The following is a 15525-nucleotide window of genomic DNA, read 5'->3' on the forward strand; positions in this document are numbered from 1 at the left end:
CTAGCTCCCTCGGTAAACGGAGTAGCCGAACGGGTTGAGCAGCAGCGGTACGTGATAGTGCTCGCCCGGGTTCACCGCGAAGGTGATGGTGACCTCGGGGAAGAACGCACCGCTGTCCCTTACGCGGGGGGCGTCCTGCTGTGCCTCGGCGGCTTGCTTCTTGGAGAAGTACGTCTCGGTCTCGAAGTCGAGGCGTACGTGGGTGGTGCCCTCCGGCAGCGCCGGCAGGTCCTTGCAGCGCCCGTCCGCATCGGTGGCGGAGCCGCCCAGGGCCGCCCACTCGCCGTCGAGACCCGTACGGGCCGACAGGGAGATCGCGACGCCTTCGGCGGGCTTTCCGATGCTGGTGTCCAGGATGTGCGTGGACACCGACGCGGTGGTCTGAGTGCTCATGCTCGGTCTTACTCTCCTTCTACGGATTCCACGAGACGGGTCAGGCGGATCCGGTTGATCTTGACGAGCTCGCCACGAGCGATTTCCCGCTCCTGTTCCGGCGAGTTCTCGATCCGGACCTTGACCGCGTCCCGCATGAACTCACCGGTCGCACCGGTGGCGCAGATGAGGAAGACGTGGCCGAACTTGTCCTGGTAGGCCAGGTTCAGTTCGAGGAGCTCGGTCTTGAGCTCCTCCGAGGCACCGGCCATGCCACGCTGCTCGCGGGCGGAGGTCGGGTCTCCCGGCTTCGGCCGGCCGATCGGCGCGTGTCCGCCCATCGCCTCGCCCAGGTCCTCCGCGGTGAGCTCGGCCATGGCGGCCTCGTTCGCGGAGAACAGGGTGTCGACGCTGGTGAAGGGGCGCTGGGCGAGCAGCTTGCTGCCCCATGCCGAGCTGGCACACACCTCGTGCAGCTCGGCCGTGGCCGCACTGTCGTCCAAGGCGTTGAACCGGGTGAGACCCGGGGTCGGACTCGAAGTCACGGTAGGCCTCCGTGGCCTGTTGTTGCTTTGACGGGCTGCGCATAGCTAACGCCCTCGACAACACGGCGTCAACACTTTGTTGAAACTTCCCGTACACAAAAGCCGCCGCCCGGGTGAATTGGGCGGCGGCTCGTCACGGTGAGTCAATCAGGATTCACTCTTGGTTGGTCCCGGTGGCCCCTTTGGGAGGGTTCGAGTCCCTGTTCAAGTAGTTGTAGACCGTGAAGCGGCTTACGCCGAGGGCTCCCGCGACCGTCTCCACACCGTGCCGGACCGAGAAGGCGCCGCGCGCCTCCAGTATCCGCACGACGTCCTGCTTGGACTTCCGGTCGAGCTGGGACAACGGTACGCCGTGCCGGCGCTCCAGCGCCGCCAGGATGTGGTCCAGCGAGTCCGAGAGCTGCGGAAGCCGTACGGCGAGCAGGTCCCGGCCCTCCCAGGCGAGCACGACGTCGTCGGGCTGGGCCAGGGACGGATCCATCAGCTCGCCGCCCATCGCATCCACCAGCGGCTTGACCGCGGCGACGAAGGGATGGTCCCGGGGCTCGGTCACGGCGTCTCCTCCCCGATCACGTTGACCTGGAGGGAGACACGCGTGGCTCCGGCCTCCAGGGAGTTGCGCAGCAGCGCGGTGACCGCGGTCAGCACCGCCCCGGACTCCCCTTCGGCCGTATTGCCGAACGGGCCGACATCCACGGCGTCCAGCTGGGCCGTCTGAATGACCTCGCGAGCGGCTACGGCATGGGCAGGGGCCTCTTCCAGATCGAAGGGCTCGGTCGTGAACTCCACTCTCAATCGCACGTCGCTCAAGCTACCCGGACCGGAAGGAGTGGCGCGATAGCGCCCCCTTGAGGAGCGGCGGGCGGGCGACGGGCGGACCGGACTTTTCGGGAGGCGGTACTTGACAACCGGGCCGCCCTGCTTGCAGTCTTCCATCAGGCAGAAACTAACTTCCGCAATACGGAAGGAGCGCACACCCCTCATGGGATACACGGACCAGCGCTTCGATGTAAATCTTTCGATCCTCTTCACGGAACTCCCGCTCCTGGAGCGTCCCGCGGCTGCCGCCGCAGCGGGCTTCACGGCGGTCGAGCTGTGGTGGCCCTGGATCGAGACCCCCACCCCCGCTCAGGAGGAGCTCGACGCCCTCAAGACCGCTCTTGAGGACGCCGGCACCCAGCTGGTGGGCCTGAACTTCTACGCCGGCCAGCTGCCGGGTCCGGACCGCGGTGCGGTCTCGGTTCCCGGTGAGGAGTCGGAGCGCTTCAACGCCAACATCAACGTGGCTGCGGACTTCGCCGCCTCGGTCGGCTGCAAGGCGCTGAACGCCCTGTACGGCAACCGCGTCGAAGGCGTGGACCCGGCCGTTCAGGACGAGCTCGCGCTGAAGAACCTGGTCGTGGCGGCTCAGGCCGCGGACCGCGTCGGCGCGATCCTCCTGATCGAGACCCTGAACAAGCCCGAGTCGCCGCTCTACCCCCTGGTGAGCGCCCCGGCCGGCATCGAGGTAGTGGACAAGGTGAACGAGGCCACCGGCCTCGGGAACGCCAAGTTCCTGCTCGACCTGTACCACCTGGCGATGAACGATGAGGACCTCTCCGAGGTCATCGAAAAGTACGCCGCCAAGACCGGACACGTCCAGATCGCGGACAAGCCGGGACGAGGTGCCCCCGGCACCGGCGAGCTGCCCCTCGAAGAGCTGCTCGACCAGCTCCAGAAGGCCGGCTACCAGGGCTTTGTCGGTCTCGAGTACAAGGCCGCCGACGCCGCCGCCTCCTTCGCATGGCTGCCGGCCGAGGCCCGCGCCGCGAAGTAAGCGGAAAAGTCCGGGCGAACAGCCAGGCACCTGACGAACTTTTCGTACGAAGCATTAAGAGAAGGACCCTCATCATGAGCAACCTCCCGAAGATTGCATGGATCGGTCTCGGCATCATGGGCTCCCCCATGGCCGAGAACCTCCTGAAGGCCGGCTACTCGGTCACCGGCTTCACGCTGGAGCAGGACAAGCTGGACCGCCTCGCCGCGGCCGGTGGCGGCGCCGCCGGTTCGATCGCCGAGGCCGTCAAGGACGCCGACGTCATCATCACGATGGTGCCCGCCTCCCCGCAGGTCGAGGCCATCTCCTACGGTGAGAACGGCATCCTCGAGAACGCGAAGTCCGGCGCGCTGATCATCGACATGTCGTCGATCACCCCGCAGACCTCGATCGACCTGGCGAAGAACGCCGCCGCCAAGGGCATCCGCGTCATCGACGCCCCGGTGTCCGGTGGCGAGGCCGGCGCCATCGAGGCCGTCCTGTCGATCATGGTGGGTGGCGAGCAGGCCGACTTCGACGAGGCGCTCCCGATCCTCGAGGCCCTCGGCAAGGTCATCGTCCTGTGTGGCCCGCACGGCTCCGGCCAGACGGTGAAGGCCGCCAACCAGCTCATCGTCGCGGTGAACATCCAGGCGTGCGCCGAGGCCGTCGTCTTCCTCGAGAAGTCGGGCGTGAACCTCGAAGCGGCTCTGGACGTGCTCAACGGCGGTCTGGCCGGCTCCACGGTCCTGACCCGCAAGAAGGCCAACTTCCTGAACCGCGACTTCAAGCCCGGTTTCCGGATCGACCTGCACCACAAGGACATGGGCATCGTCACCGACGCCGCCCGCAACGTCGGTGCGGCCCTCCCGGTCGGCGCGGTCGTCGCCCAGCTGGTCGCCTCGCTGCGCGCCCAGGGTGACGGTGGCCTGGACCACTCCGCGCTGCTCCGCGCGGTCGAGCGCCTCTCCGGCGCCCAGATCTGAGCTCCGCTCCGATCGGCGGCCCGCCCGTAGGGCCGCCACCCGCCCCGCTCACGGGGCCCTGAGTTTCCGGATGGTGCCGGTGCTGACACCTGTCCTGTCGCGCCCAAGTGCCGGCACCGTCCGGATTACCTCTCCTCCACTCTTTCTTTCAACAAACTGTTGACGTCGAGTTCATGCCGAAATTAGGCTGTTCCGCATGACGGAAGACGGATTCCGTCAGCAGTTCCCCGTACGGAAGGTCACCATGTCGAAGCGCACGCTGACGACCGAGTCTGGCGCCCCGGTCGCCGACAACCAGAACTCCGCTACCGCCGGCGTCGGTGGCCCCCTGCTGATCCAGGACCAGCAGCTCCTCGAGAAGCTCGCCCGCTTCAACCGCGAGCGCATCCCGGAGCGCGTGGTGCACGCCCGCGGCTCGGCCGCGTACGGCTACTTCGAGGTGACCGACGACGTCACCGCGTACACCAGCGCCGCGTTCCTGAACACGGTCGGCAAGAAGACCGAGACCTTCCTGCGGTTCTCCACCGTCGCCGACTCGCTGGGTGGCGCGGACGCGGTCCGCGACCCGCGCGGCTTCGCGCTGAAGTTCTACACCGAAGAGGGCAACTACGACCTCGTCGGCAACAACACCCCGGTGTTCTTCATCAAGGACCCGATCAAGTTCCCCGACTTCATCCACTCCCAGAAGCGCGACCCGTTCACGGGCAAGCAGGAAGCGGACAACGTCTGGGACTTCTGGGCGCACGCCCCCGAGGCGACGCACCAGATCACCTGGCTGATGGGTGACCGCGGCATCCCGGCGTCGTACCGTCACATGAACGGCTACGGCTCCCACACGTACCAGTGGACCAACGCCCAGGGCGAGGCCTTCTTCGTCAAGTACCACTTCAAGACGAACCAGGGCATCCGCTGCCTGTCGGGCGAGCAGGCCGCCGAGCTCGTCGGCTCCGACGCCAACTCGCACCAGACCGACCTGCTTCAGGCCATCGAGCGCGGTGTGAACCCGAGCTGGACCCTCTACGTCCAGGTCATGCCCGCCTCCGAGGCCGCGGACTACCGCTTCAACCCGTTCGACCTCACCAAGGTGTGGCCGCACAGCGACTACCCGCTGCAGCGCGTGGGCCGTCTGGTCCTCGACCGCAACCCGGACAACGTCTTCGCCGAGGTCGAGCAGGCCGCGTTCTCCCCGAACAACTTCGTCCCGGGCATCACCGCCTCGCCGGACAAGATGCTCCAGGGCCGCCTCTTCGCGTACGCGGACGCCCAGCGCTACCGCCTCGGTGTGAACCACACCCTGATCCCGGTCAACGCTCCGAAGGCGACGAAGGCCGACAACTACGGCCGCGACGGTGTCATGGCGCTGCGCAACGGCTCGCGCTACGACAAGAACTACGAGCCCAACTCGCACCAGGGTCCGGCCGAGACCGGTCTGGCGCTGGGCGCCCCGAAGGCCGTCTCCGGCTACACGGGCACCCACGAGGCTCCGGCCCACACCAAGGACGACGACTTCTTCCAGGCCGGTGAGCTCTACCGCCTGATGTCGGAGGCCGAGAAGCAGCGTCTGGTGGCGACCATCGCCGGCGGCCTGTCTCAGGTCACCCTCGAGGACGTCATCGAGAAGAACCTGGCTCACTTCCACGCCGCGGACGCCGACTACGGCAAGCGCGTCGAGGAGGCCGTCCGCGCCCTGCGCGACGCCTGAGCCCACAAGCTGCGCCGGGATCCTGACGGGAGGTCAGGATCCGGGTGCTGAGCCCACACTGCGGACCCGGATGAGGGGTGGTACGCGGTGAGGGCAGGACGAGGACCGTGGCGAGCGTGCGAGCCAGTGCGGTGGTAATGGGTTCCGAGGCCCGTCTCTTGACCTGAGGGAGACGAAGCCGGAGTTCTCGTCGCCGTTCGCCACGGTCCCAGCCAAAATCACTCCTCTATATATAGGGGCCACGCACAGAGGCCCCTATGCACGAAGGAGAACCTCCCCCACCCTCTCCGCCCGGCGGTGCGAACGTCCTGTCGCGCCAGCCTCGTACCGTCGGGCGGTAACAAGCAACACACACCCAAAGAGCCGAGTCACGGACGGTCCCGTGACTCGGCTCTTTGCCGTGCCCCGGAGCGCCCCGGAGCGCCCCGGAGCGAGGGAGCGAGGGAGCGCCCTCGGCTCCCCGCGGGGGCTGCCGGCGCCGCTGGAGAAAGCCCCCGGACCCAGCCCCCCGGCCGGTCGGAACGGGTCTGCATACGGTGGGAAACCGTTGGCGACACCGGCACGGCGGATGGCAGGGTGCGGTGCATGACCCCGCAGTATCAGATCCGCGCCGACTACGACGCCCGTACGATCGTGGTCTACCAGGCGTACTCGTCCGCGATCGCCGACGCCGCGGTGCGGGCGGGGCGCTTCGTCACACCGTTCTCGTTCCAGCGGATGACGTGGATCAAGCCCTCGTTTCCGTGGCTGATGCACCGCAGCAACTGGGCCCGCAAGCCGGGGCAGGAGCGCGTACTCGCAGTGCGGATGACACGGGAAGGCTGGGAGCAGGCACTGTCCCAGGCCGTACGGACGACCGCGGTCCCGACGGCGGTGGCTCGGGCCGCCGTGCACCTTCAGTGGGACCCCGAGCGCTCGGTGCGCGGCGCGGCTCTGAACCACTACAGCATCCAGGTCGGCATCGGCCGCCACCTGATCCGCACGTTCGCCGAAGACTGGGTCGTCAGCCTCACCGACCTCACGCCGCAGGTCCACAAGGCCGCGACACTGGTCCGGAACGGACGCGCCGCCCAGGCTCAGCGGCTTCTGCCCGCGGAGCGCGTCTACCCGCTGAGCCGGAGCTTGGAAGAACACCTTTCGGCGATGTAGGCCTCCGACCCCTGCGTCGTGCCGCCTGGTGGGACGCCACCGGGACCTGGGGCCCGTAGGGAACGCGGAACGGCCCCCGTTCCTCCTGGAGGAGGGACGGGGGCCGTTCGGTGGTGCTAGACCAGCCTGGTGGGACTAGGCGGGCAGGGTGTTGCGGAGCGCGGTCGGGGCGTGGCCCAGCTCGGTCGCGACCTCTTCGAACTCGGTGACGTCGCTCATGTCGACCGTCTTGCTCATCGAGATGTTGGTGATGCGCTCGAGGATGGCCTCGACGACGACCGGGACCTGGTGCTCCTGGGCCCACTTCTTGGCCGTCTCGAAGGCCTCGCCCAGCTTGTCCGGGTCGGTGACGCGGATCGCCTTGACGCCCAGGCCCTCGGCGACCTTGACGTGGTCGACACCGTAGACACCCAGCTCGGGGGTGTTGATGTTCTCGAACTCGAGGTTGACCTCGAAGTTGATGCCCAGGCCGCCCTGCGCCTGGCGGATCAGACCCAGGTAGGCGTTGTTCACGAGGACGTGAACGTAGGGGACCTTGTGCTGGGCGGCGACCGCCAGCTCCTCGATCATGAACTGGAAGTCGTAGTCGCCGGACAGGGCGACGATCGGGGTCTCCGGGTCCGCGGTGGCGGCACCGATCGCGGCCGGGATGGTCCAGCCGAGGGGGCCGGCCTGGCCACAGTTGATCCAGTTGCGCGGCTTGTAGACGTGCAGCATCTGCGCACCGGCGATCTGGGACAGACCGATGGTGGTGACGTAGCGGGTCTCGGGGCCGAACGCCTTGTTCATCTCCTCGTAGACGCGCTGCGGCTTCATGGGGATGTTGTCGAAGTGCGTGCGGCGCAGCAGCGTCGCCTTGCGCTCCTGGGCGGAAGCGGCCCAGGCGCTGAAGTCGGGCAGCTTGCCCTCGGCCTTGAGCTCCTTGGCGATCTCGACGAAGAGCTCCAGGGCCGCCTTGGCGTCCGAGGCGATGCCGAAGTCCGGGGCGAAGATCTTGCCGATCTGGGTCGGCTCGATGTCGACGTGGACGAACTTGCGGCCCTTGGTGTAGGCGTCGAGGTTGTAACCGGTGTGACGGTTGGCCCAGCGGTTGCCGATGCCGAAGACGAAGTCCGACTCGAGGAACGTCGCGTTGCCGTAGCGGTGCGAGGTCTGGACACCGACCATGCCGGCGGCCAGCTCGTGGTCGTCCGGGATGACGCCCCAGCCCATGAGGGTGGAGATGACCGGGACGTTCGTCAGCTCGGCGAACTCGACCAGCAGGTCGGAGGCGTCGGCGTTGATGATGCCGCCACCGGCGACGATCAGCGGACGCTCGGAGTCGAGCAGGAACTGCAGGGCCTTGCGGGCCTGGGCGCGGGTGGCGCTCGGCTTGTAGACCGGCAGCGGCGAGTAGGTCTCGGGGTCGAACTCGATCTCGGTCAGCTGGACGTCGATCGGGAGGTCGATCAGGACCGGGCCCGGACGGCCGGAGCGCATCAGGTGGAAGGCCTCCTGGAACACGCCCGGAACCTGGGCGGCCTCCAGGACGGTCGTCGCCTTCTTGGTGACCGGCTTGGCGATCGAGGCGATGTCGACGGCCTGGAAGTCCTCCTTGTGGAGCTTCGAGACCGGAGCCTGACCGGTGATGCACAGGATCGGGATGGAGTCCGCGATCGCGGAGTACAGGCCGGTGATCATGTCGGTGCCGGCCGGGCCCGAGGTGCCGATGCAGACGCCGATGTTGCCGGCCTTGGCGCGGGTGTACCCCTCGGCCATGTGCGAGGCGCCCTCGACGTGGCGGGCGAGGGTGTGCGCGATTCCGCCCACGTTCTTGAGCTCGCGGTAGAACGGGTTGATCGCAGCACCGGGGACACCGAACGCTTGTTCGACACCCTCGAGCTTGAGGATCTCCACTGCAGCGGCGGCGGCTGTCATACGAGGCATCGAGTTCTCCTGCGGGTCTGGCGGTCAGGCTTTTCCGTAATCCGGAAGTTTTGTTCTGCTATACGGAACAAGCTAAGCGGCGACTCCCCACAACGTCAAGGCGGTACGGCACCCCGGAACCCACCAAAAGCCGCCGATGGGGCAGTGAGTTGTACGAAAATCCAGGGCCCGACCGAAAATCGAGGGTCTGCCCACCCCTCCGGTGGCAGGTGGTGGACCATGGGCCTACGCACAGCGACGAAGGCGAAGAGCGACGAAGGCGAAGGGGGTCCGGCACTCATGGCGGATGCGGTACCGGTGCGCTGCCCGGCGTGCCTGCGCGAGAACGGCTACGCCGCCCCGGTCTTCCCCTGCGCCTGCGGGAACCCGGTCACTCCTCCCCTGGACCTGGCGTCACCGCCCCGGGAGCTGACCCACCGCACGTGGACGCAGAGCTGGGTCGCGGTGCGGTGCGAGGCCTGCGGCCGGGAGAGCGAGTGGCCGCATCCGGAGGTGGGGTGCACTTCCTGCGGGACGGTGGTGCTGGTTCCGGTCCATCCCCTGGAGCCCGCGGGCGGGGCTCCCTCCGGCGGGGAGGTGCGGACTCCCCCGCGTGGGGCGCAGCCGCCGGCAGCTTTCCCGGCTCCCTCCGGTCTCCCCGGTCGCTCCGGTCCCTCTGGTCTCCCCGGTCCCTCTAGCGCCTCCATGCCTCCGGCGCCCCCCGCCACCTCGGCTCCTCGCGCTGCCCCGGCGGCCCCGGACCCCGCGGTGCCCCGCCCCGCCTTCCGGCCCGTGACGATCCGTACCGCCCGGGACGCGGTGGTCACCGCCGCGCTGTACCTGCGCTGGCTCGGCTTCCAGGACGTGCGCCAGCCCGACGGGCGGCCGATCCCGTCGGCGGCGGTGGACCTGCGGGCCCCCGGCCTGGTCGCCCAGGTGGACCCGACCACGGCCCCGGCCGGGCTGCGGGCGGTGGAGTGCGTCTGGCTGAACGGGCTCACGGCCTGCGCGACCAGCGTCTACTTCTCGCTCGCCGGATATACGCAAGACGCGCGCGCCCGCGCGGACGACCTCGGGATACCCCTCTTCGTCATGGACCTCACGGGCATGCCCCAGCCGGTCAACGACCCGGCGGAAGACCTCCTCGGCATGGGGGCCTAGGCTCGGGGGGTATTACGTGTGTTTGCCTGCCGAGGAGAGCTTGATGAGCCTGTACGACATCCCGCTGACCACCCTGTCCGACGAGCCCACCAGCCTCGCCGCGCACAAGGGCAAGGCGATCCTGCTCGTGAACACCGCCTCCCAGTGCGGTCTCACCCCTCAGTACTCGGGCCTGGCCCGTCTGCAGTTCAAGTACGAGGAGAAGGGCTTCACCGTCATCGGTGTGCCGTGCAACCAGTTCGGCGGGCAGGAGCCGGGCAACGCCGACGACATCCAGACGTTCTGCGCGGCCGGCTTCGGCGTCACCTTCCCGATGCTGGAGAAGACCGACGTCAACGGCGAGAACCGCCACCCGCTCTACGAGGAGCTGGTGAAGGTCCCGGACGCCGAGGGCGAGGCCGGTGACATCACCTGGAACTTCGAGAAGTTCCTGATCTCCCCCGCCGGCGAGGTCGTGGCCCGCTTCCGCCCGCGCACCGAGCCCGAGGCCGCCGAGGTCATCGCGGCGATCGAGGCGCAGCTGCCGGCCTGACACCACCTGATGTCTGAGGGCCGGGGGCCGAGCCTGAGGGCCGGTACGGGGCTGCGCGCGCAGCTCCGTACCGGCCCTCGGTCGCCCACGGAGGTGCAGGTGGGGCCGGGGTCAGTTCACCTGCCGCTCCCGGCCCGACCAGTACGGCTCGCGGAGCTTGAACTTCTGGATCTTGCCGGTGGCCGTACGCGGGATGGTGGCACGGAATTCGACCGTCGTCGGGGCCTTGTACCCGGCCAGTCGTTCCTTGCAGTGGGCGATGATCTCCGCCTCCTGCACGGCCTCTCCCTCGGCGAGGACCACGAGGGCCTTGATCGTCTCGCCCCATTTCTCGTGCGGCACGCCGATGACGGCGACCTCCGCGACCGCCGGATGGCTGAAGATCGCGTCCTCAACCTCGATCGAGGACACGTTCTCGCCGCCGGTGATGATCACGTCCTTCTTCCGGTCGGAGATCGTCAGATGGCCGTCGGCCTCGTCGACCGTGCCGCCGTCGCCCGTATGGAACCAGCCGTCCCGCAATGCGGCCTCGGTCTCCTCCGGCTTGTCCCAGTACCCCTCCAGCACGACGTTCGACCGGGCCAGTACCTCGCCGTCCTCGGACACCCGCAGCTTGACGCCCAGCGCGGGAAGCCCCGCACGCGACAGCCTGCGTGCCCGTTCCCCGGCCGGCAGCTCCGCGTCGGCCGGCCGGGTCCGGTTGAAGGTGAGCAGCGGCGAAGTCTCGGTCAGGCCGTAGATCTGCGTGAACTCCCAGCCCAGTTCCTCGCCGATGCGCTGGATCGTCCGGCTCGGCGGAGGAGCGCCCGCGCAGACGACGCGTACCCGGTCGCGGCCCGGGATCTCGCCCTCCCAGCTCGCCGCCGCGTCCAGCACCGTGTTCCACACGGCGGGCGCACCGCACATCAGCGTCACGCCGTGTTCCTCGACCCGGCGCAGGATCTCGGCGCCGTCGACCTTGCGCAGCACGACCTGCTTGACGCCGAGCCCGGCCATCACGAAGGGCATGCCCCAGCCGTTGCAGTGGAACATCGGCAGCGTGTGCATGTAGACGTCACGCTCCCAGACCCGGGTGTGCAGGCCGAAGGTGAGCCCGTTCACCCAGATGTTGCGGTGGGTGAGCTGGACACCCTTGGGCCGGGCCGTGGTCCCCGAGGTGTAGTTGATCGTCGCCGTCGCGTCCTCGTCCGGGTGCGACCAGGGTCGCGGCTCCACGCCGAAGCGCATCAGTTCGGCGTCCGTCTGCGGGCCGAGGACGAAGCGGTGGCGCGCCTTGACGCCCGACAGCGCCTCGTCCAGCTCCGGGTCGACCAGCAGGACCGAGGCCCCGCTCTGCCGGACCACGTAGTCGACCTCCTCCGGCTTCAGCCGGAAGTTGACCGGTACGCAGACGCGCCCGCTCATCGGCAGCGCGAACAGCAGCTCCAGCAGCCGGGCGGAGTTGTGGCTGACCACTGCCACGCGCTCGCCCTCGCCGACCCCCAGCGCGTCGAATCCCGCCTGCCAGGCCCGTACGCGCTCGCCGAGCCTCCCGTACGTCGAATCGGGGACCGGTGGACCGGGCTGATCCGGCTCGTCCACCACGCCCGGACTGGACGAGAACCCCAGCTCCGCCCGGTCGAGGAAGTCCGTGACGGTCATGGGAATCCGCATTGCTCTCTCCTAGGTCCCGAATGAGGATCGCGGTTGATCTCTGTCGTGCCTGGCATCGTGCCGTGTCCGGCGCACGGCCCACCAGTGCGCGACGGGTCCTGGCCACCCGGCTCGGCCACCCATCGGGCTGCCACCCATCGGGCTCAGCCGCGGATGGACCCGAACCGTACGGAGCCGCCCCCGGGACCCTCACCCGCGCTGTCGCCCATGGCGGCGAGAAGGGCCTCTCCCTCGGCCACGATCTCTGCCTTACCGGCCTTGGAGACGGCCGAGAACAGCTCGACGGTGAGCGTCCCGCCGCCCGTCCCACCGCCTTGCCCGCCGTCCGGCCCACCGCCCAGCTTCCAGAGCCCGGCGAGGAAGCCGTCGACGAGCAGCGTGCAGTGGGCCTGGTTCCCGGACCACGTGCTCCCCTTCAGCTCGGGCGCGATCACCCGGGAACGGTCGGCATGGGAGAGGAGCAGGTTGTCGAACTCGGGAAGGAAGCGGGGCGGCGCGGGCTGGTCGGCGTCGGGGCGCGGCCCGTCGGGCAGATCGAAGAGCTCGACGCCGTTCTCATCCTGGAACACCTCCAGGCCGGGCCTGAGCCGCTCGAAGGCCTCGCGCAGCCGGGTGAGCCCGGCCCACGTCTGCATGTCTTTGACGGAAGCGGGCCCAAAAGCCCCGAGATACCGAAGGACAACGTCATCAATCCCGGCCCCCTCCTCTCTTCCCTCTCCCTCTCCCCCTCCCACCCACTCACTCAAGGTGGTGAGGCGGACTTGGCCGCTCTTCCCCCAGACCCCGCGCGGCGTCACCTGGACGAGCGGCAGCCGGCAGCGCGCGGCGACGGACAGCGACTGCGGGTCGGCTGCGGGCCACTCCTTGAGGAGTTCCTCCCGTATCTCCGCCATGGTCCGCGGCTCGGCCTCCACGAACGCCCGCGCCCGCTCGGCCAGCTTGTCCAGGTCCACTCCGACCAGGCCCTTGCGGAAGTAGTTGATCTCCCGGTCACGGGCGGGCTGGACGAGCGGGCGCAGGGTGAGCGCGTCGTGGACGGTGTGGGTGTGGATGGTGGACCTCATGGTGACCATCCGAACCACCTGACGCGACTCCATCAGCCCGGCGAGCTCGGCCGGCCGGAATCCGGCGAGGCGGGCGTGGAGCTGGAAGTAGGGCGGCTTAACGTTCTGCGCCTGGAGCCCCAGCAGGTGCTGGGTGGCGTCCTGTGCGGACATCTCGGCGCGGGTCAGGAGCAGCTGACGGGCGAGCGTGGCACGGTTCAGCGCACGGGTGTCGAGTACGGGACGCATCGTCTTGGAGGCCATGACAGCAACGTAGCGGCCCATGCGGACACCTTCTGTCCGCAACTCCGAACCGGCCGCACCCGCACGCACGGACCCGCATGAACCCCGGGATCCATCCACCCGGATATCCTGCCCTTTGCCCGTAAACACCCGTTCGACCGGGAGCTGACCTGCGATGTCGGAGCGACCAGACCGCCGCCCCTCGCCCCCGTCCGCCTCCGTGCCCGCGAAGCGTGCGGGGTGGCGGCGCCCGGCCGCCCCTCCCTCCGCTCCCCCGGCCGCCCCTCCCTCCGCTCCCCCGGCCACACCCCCACGGGCCCCGAAGCCGCCCCCGCCGGCCCCCACCCCCGCGGACCACCGCAGCGTGATCGACTCCGCGGTCTACCGCGACGGCGTCCGGGTCGCATCCCCCACCACCCTCGCCGAGACCTTCCGCCGGCTGCGCGAACAGCCCGACGGCATGGCCTGGATCGGCCTGCACCGCCCCACGGAGCCCGAACTCCACTCCCTGGCAGATGAGTTCAACCTCCACCCGCTCTCCATCGAAGACGCCCTGGAGGCCCACCAACGCCCCAAGCTGGAGCGCTACGGAGACACCCTCTTCGTCGTCCTGCGGGCCGCGCGCTACCTGGACGCCCTGGAGGAGGTCGACTTCGGCGAACTCCACATCTTCGTCGGCCCCGACTTCCTGATCACGGTCCGCCACGGCGCGGCTCCTGACCTGTCGGCGGTCCGCCGCCGCATGGAGGAGTCCCCCGAACTCCTCTCCCTCGGCCCGGAAGCCGCCCTGTACGCCATCCTCGACGCGGTGGTCGACGGCTACGCCCCGGTCGTCGAGGGCGTCCAGATCGACATGGACGAGATCGAGACCGAGGTCTTCAGCGGCGACCCGGAAGTCTCCCGCCGCATCTATGAACTCTCCCGGGAAATGGTCGAGTTCCAACGCGCAACCCGCCCCCTGGTCGGCATGCTCCACAGCCTGATGGCCGGCTTCGCGAAGTACGGCACGGACGAGGAACTCCAGCGCTACCTCCGCGACGTAGCCGACCACGTCACCCACACCAGCGAACGCGTGGACGGCTTCCGCCAGGCCCTGACCGAAATCCTCACGGTCAACGCCACCCTGGTCTCCCAACAACAGAACGCCGAAATGCGCGCCTTGGCCGAGGCCGGCTTCGAACAGAACGAGGAGATCAAGAAGATCTCCTCGTGGGCCGCCATCCTCTTCGCCCCCACCTTGGTCGGCACGATCTACGGCATGAACTTCGAGGACATGCCGGAGTTGAAGTGGGCAGGCGGCTACCCCTTCGCCATCCTCCTGATGGCAGTGGTCTGCGTCAGCCTGTACGTCATCTTCAAGAAGCGCGACTGGCTGTAGACCACACAGCAGCACGGATCCCGCGGCGAAGCAGGTCGTCCTCGGATACTCAGATCATGGATCTCACCCGCCGGCCCCGCCTCCACGGCCCTATCAGGCCAAGGCCCTGACTGCACGGTCGAGGCGCTGAGTCAGGGCCCGAGCCTCGTGTCCCGCTCGTGGTACCAGCGCAGGGAGTCGCGGATGCCCTCTTCGAGGGGGCGCTCGGGCCGCCAGTCGAGGAGTTCGCGGGCGAGGTCGGCACATGCGTAGGCGCCGGCCGAGTCGCCCGGGCGGCGGTCGCTCTCGATGGTGGCGAGAGGTGTGCCGGTGACGTTCTCGAACGCGGCGACCAGTTCGCGGACGGTGGTACCGCGCCCGGTGCCGAGGTTGATGACCCGGTACGGCTCCTCGCGGGTGATGGCGGCGAAGCGTTCGACGGCCTTGACGTGGGCTATCGCGAGGTCCCAGACATGGACGTAATCACGGATGCCGGAGCCGTCGCGAGTCGGGTAGTCGGTGCCCGTCAGCGGGAAGGCCTCCCCGGCGTGGTGGACGTCGATCATCTTGCCGAGGGCGCCGTCTCGATGAGGGATTTGGTGCGGGCGTAGGGGCTGAGGGGTTCGAGGGGAGAACCCTCGTCGACGGAGAAGTCCTCGGGGTCGGCCCGGTAGAGGGAGGCCGAGCTGCTGAAGAGGAGGTTGCGGCAGTTGTTGCGGGCGAGGTGTTCGAGGAACTCGATGCCCTTGGAGACGTTCTCCCGGTAGTAGCCGAGCGGGTTGGCGACGGAGTCGGGGACCACGATGAGGGCGGCGCAGTCGATGACGGTGTCGATGCCGGGATGCTCCTCGAAGATCCGGTCGACGAGGGCGCCGTCGCAGATGTCGCCCTCGTAGAAGGTGTGGCGGTCGGTGAACTCGCGTCGTCCGGTCGCGAGGTTGTCGAGGATGACCGGCGTGATGCCCGTGTCGATGCACGCCGAAGCGATGGTGGAGCCGATGAATCCGGCGCCGCCCGCGATCAGTACCTTCAAGGGGCTTTCCTCTTCCGTTCGTTGGATTCGTTGGAGCTGTCTCGTGTGG

Annotated in this window: 16 protein-coding genes; 7 read left to right on the top strand and 9 right to left on the bottom strand. The window is 68.7% G+C overall.

The annotated features are described in order from the left end of the window. The 4 genes from uraH to ACFYM0_RS07345 all read right to left on the bottom strand — a co-directional run bounded on the left by uraH (window position 1) and on the right by ACFYM0_RS07345 (window position 1718). Window positions 1-393 (bottom strand): hydroxyisourate hydrolase, encoded by a 393-nt coding sequence (uraH, locus tag ACFYM0_RS07330; protein WP_388497608.1) that lies wholly within the window; start codon window positions 391-393, stop codon window positions 1-3. An 8-nt stretch (window positions 394-401) separates the two neighbouring features. Then, window positions 402-917 (bottom strand): 2-oxo-4-hydroxy-4-carboxy-5-ureidoimidazoline decarboxylase, encoded by a 516-nt coding sequence (gene uraD, locus ACFYM0_RS07335; RefSeq protein WP_327255910.1) that lies wholly within the window; start codon window positions 915-917, stop codon window positions 402-404. Window positions 918-1071: 154 nt separating this feature from the next. Next, window positions 1072-1470, bottom strand: coding sequence for a helix-turn-helix domain-containing protein (locus tag ACFYM0_RS07340; RefSeq protein WP_388497610.1), 399 nt, complete (start codon window positions 1468-1470; stop codon window positions 1072-1074). Continuing rightward, entirely contained in the window at window positions 1467-1718 is a 252-nt protein-coding gene (locus ACFYM0_RS07345) for a hypothetical protein (protein WP_388497613.1), read from the bottom strand. The genes ACFYM0_RS07340 and ACFYM0_RS07345 overlap by 4 nt, the downstream gene beginning before the upstream one ends. Window positions 1719-1899: 181 nt before the next feature. On the opposite strand from ACFYM0_RS07345, the gene ACFYM0_RS07350 reads away from it, so the two are divergent. The 4 genes from ACFYM0_RS07350 to ACFYM0_RS07365 all read left to right on the top strand — a co-directional run bounded on the left by ACFYM0_RS07350 (window position 1900) and on the right by ACFYM0_RS07365 (window position 6549). Beyond that, window positions 1900-2733, top strand: coding sequence for a TIM barrel protein (locus ACFYM0_RS07350; RefSeq protein WP_243339126.1), 834 nt, complete (start codon window positions 1900-1902; stop codon window positions 2731-2733). A 74-nt stretch (window positions 2734-2807) separates the two neighbouring features. Beyond that, a complete protein-coding gene (locus tag ACFYM0_RS07355) occupies window positions 2808-3698 on the top strand; it encodes a 2-hydroxy-3-oxopropionate reductase (protein ID WP_388497615.1) in 891 nt (296 codons plus the stop codon). Window positions 3699-3942: 244 nt separating this feature from the next. Continuing rightward, window positions 3943-5400, top strand: coding sequence for a catalase (locus tag ACFYM0_RS07360; protein WP_388497743.1), 1458 nt, complete (start codon window positions 3943-3945; stop codon window positions 5398-5400). Window positions 5401-5985: 585 nt separating this feature from the next. Next, entirely contained in the window at window positions 5986-6549 is a 564-nt protein-coding gene (locus ACFYM0_RS07365) for a DUF4291 domain-containing protein (protein ID WP_388497617.1), read from the top strand. 135 nt (window positions 6550-6684) lie between these two features. Here ACFYM0_RS07365 and gcl read toward each other — a convergent pair whose 3' ends face one another. Continuing rightward, window positions 6685-8466: a glyoxylate carboligase gene (gene gcl / locus ACFYM0_RS07370; RefSeq protein WP_266912577.1), complete on the bottom strand. Its 1782-nt coding sequence runs from the start codon at window positions 8464-8466 to the stop codon at window positions 6685-6687. 288 nt (window positions 8467-8754) lie between these two features. On the opposite strand from gcl, the gene ACFYM0_RS07375 reads away from it, so the two are divergent. Together ACFYM0_RS07375 and ACFYM0_RS07380 are read left to right on the top strand one after the other, a co-directional pair. Further along, window positions 8755-9615 (top strand): hypothetical protein, encoded by an 861-nt coding sequence (locus tag ACFYM0_RS07375; RefSeq protein WP_388497747.1) that lies wholly within the window; start codon window positions 8755-8757, stop codon window positions 9613-9615. A 43-nt stretch (window positions 9616-9658) separates the two neighbouring features. Continuing rightward, on the top strand, window positions 9659-10147 hold the full coding sequence (locus ACFYM0_RS07380; RefSeq protein WP_388497619.1) for a glutathione peroxidase: 489 nt from the start codon (window positions 9659-9661) through the stop codon (window positions 10145-10147). 111 nt (window positions 10148-10258) lie between these two features. Here ACFYM0_RS07380 and ACFYM0_RS07385 read toward each other — a convergent pair whose 3' ends face one another. Together ACFYM0_RS07385 and ACFYM0_RS07390 are read right to left on the bottom strand one after the other, a co-directional pair. Then, window positions 10259-11800, bottom strand: a complete 1542-nt coding sequence (locus ACFYM0_RS07385; RefSeq protein ID WP_388497621.1) for an AMP-binding protein — start codon at window positions 11798-11800, stop codon at window positions 10259-10261. 143 nt (window positions 11801-11943) lie between these two features. Then, on the bottom strand, window positions 11944-13107 hold the full coding sequence (locus ACFYM0_RS07390; RefSeq protein ID WP_388497624.1) for a winged helix DNA-binding domain-containing protein: 1164 nt from the start codon (window positions 13105-13107) through the stop codon (window positions 11944-11946). A 154-nt stretch (window positions 13108-13261) separates the two neighbouring features. Here ACFYM0_RS07390 and ACFYM0_RS07395 point away from each other — a divergent pair, with 154 nt between their 5' ends. Then, entirely contained in the window at window positions 13262-14464 is a 1203-nt protein-coding gene (locus ACFYM0_RS07395; protein ID WP_388497627.1) for a magnesium and cobalt transport protein CorA, read from the top strand. Between the two features lie 131 nt (window positions 14465-14595). On the opposite strand, the gene ACFYM0_RS07400 is transcribed toward ACFYM0_RS07395, so the two are convergent. Both ACFYM0_RS07400 and ACFYM0_RS07405 read right to left on the bottom strand, forming a co-directional pair. Beyond that, entirely contained in the window at window positions 14596-15009 is a 414-nt protein-coding gene (locus ACFYM0_RS07400; protein WP_388497629.1) for a GDP-mannose 4,6-dehydratase, read from the bottom strand. After that, complete coding sequence (locus ACFYM0_RS07405) at window positions 15006-15476, bottom strand: NAD-dependent epimerase/dehydratase family protein (RefSeq protein WP_388497631.1); 471 nt, start codon at window positions 15474-15476, stop codon at window positions 15006-15008. The genes ACFYM0_RS07400 and ACFYM0_RS07405 overlap by 4 nt, the downstream gene beginning before the upstream one ends. Window positions 15477-15525: the final 49 nt, after the last annotated feature.

It is taken from the genome of Streptomyces sp. NPDC006487 (assembly GCF_042870555.1).
Lineage (GTDB): Bacteria > Actinomycetota > Actinomycetes > Streptomycetales > Streptomycetaceae > Streptomyces.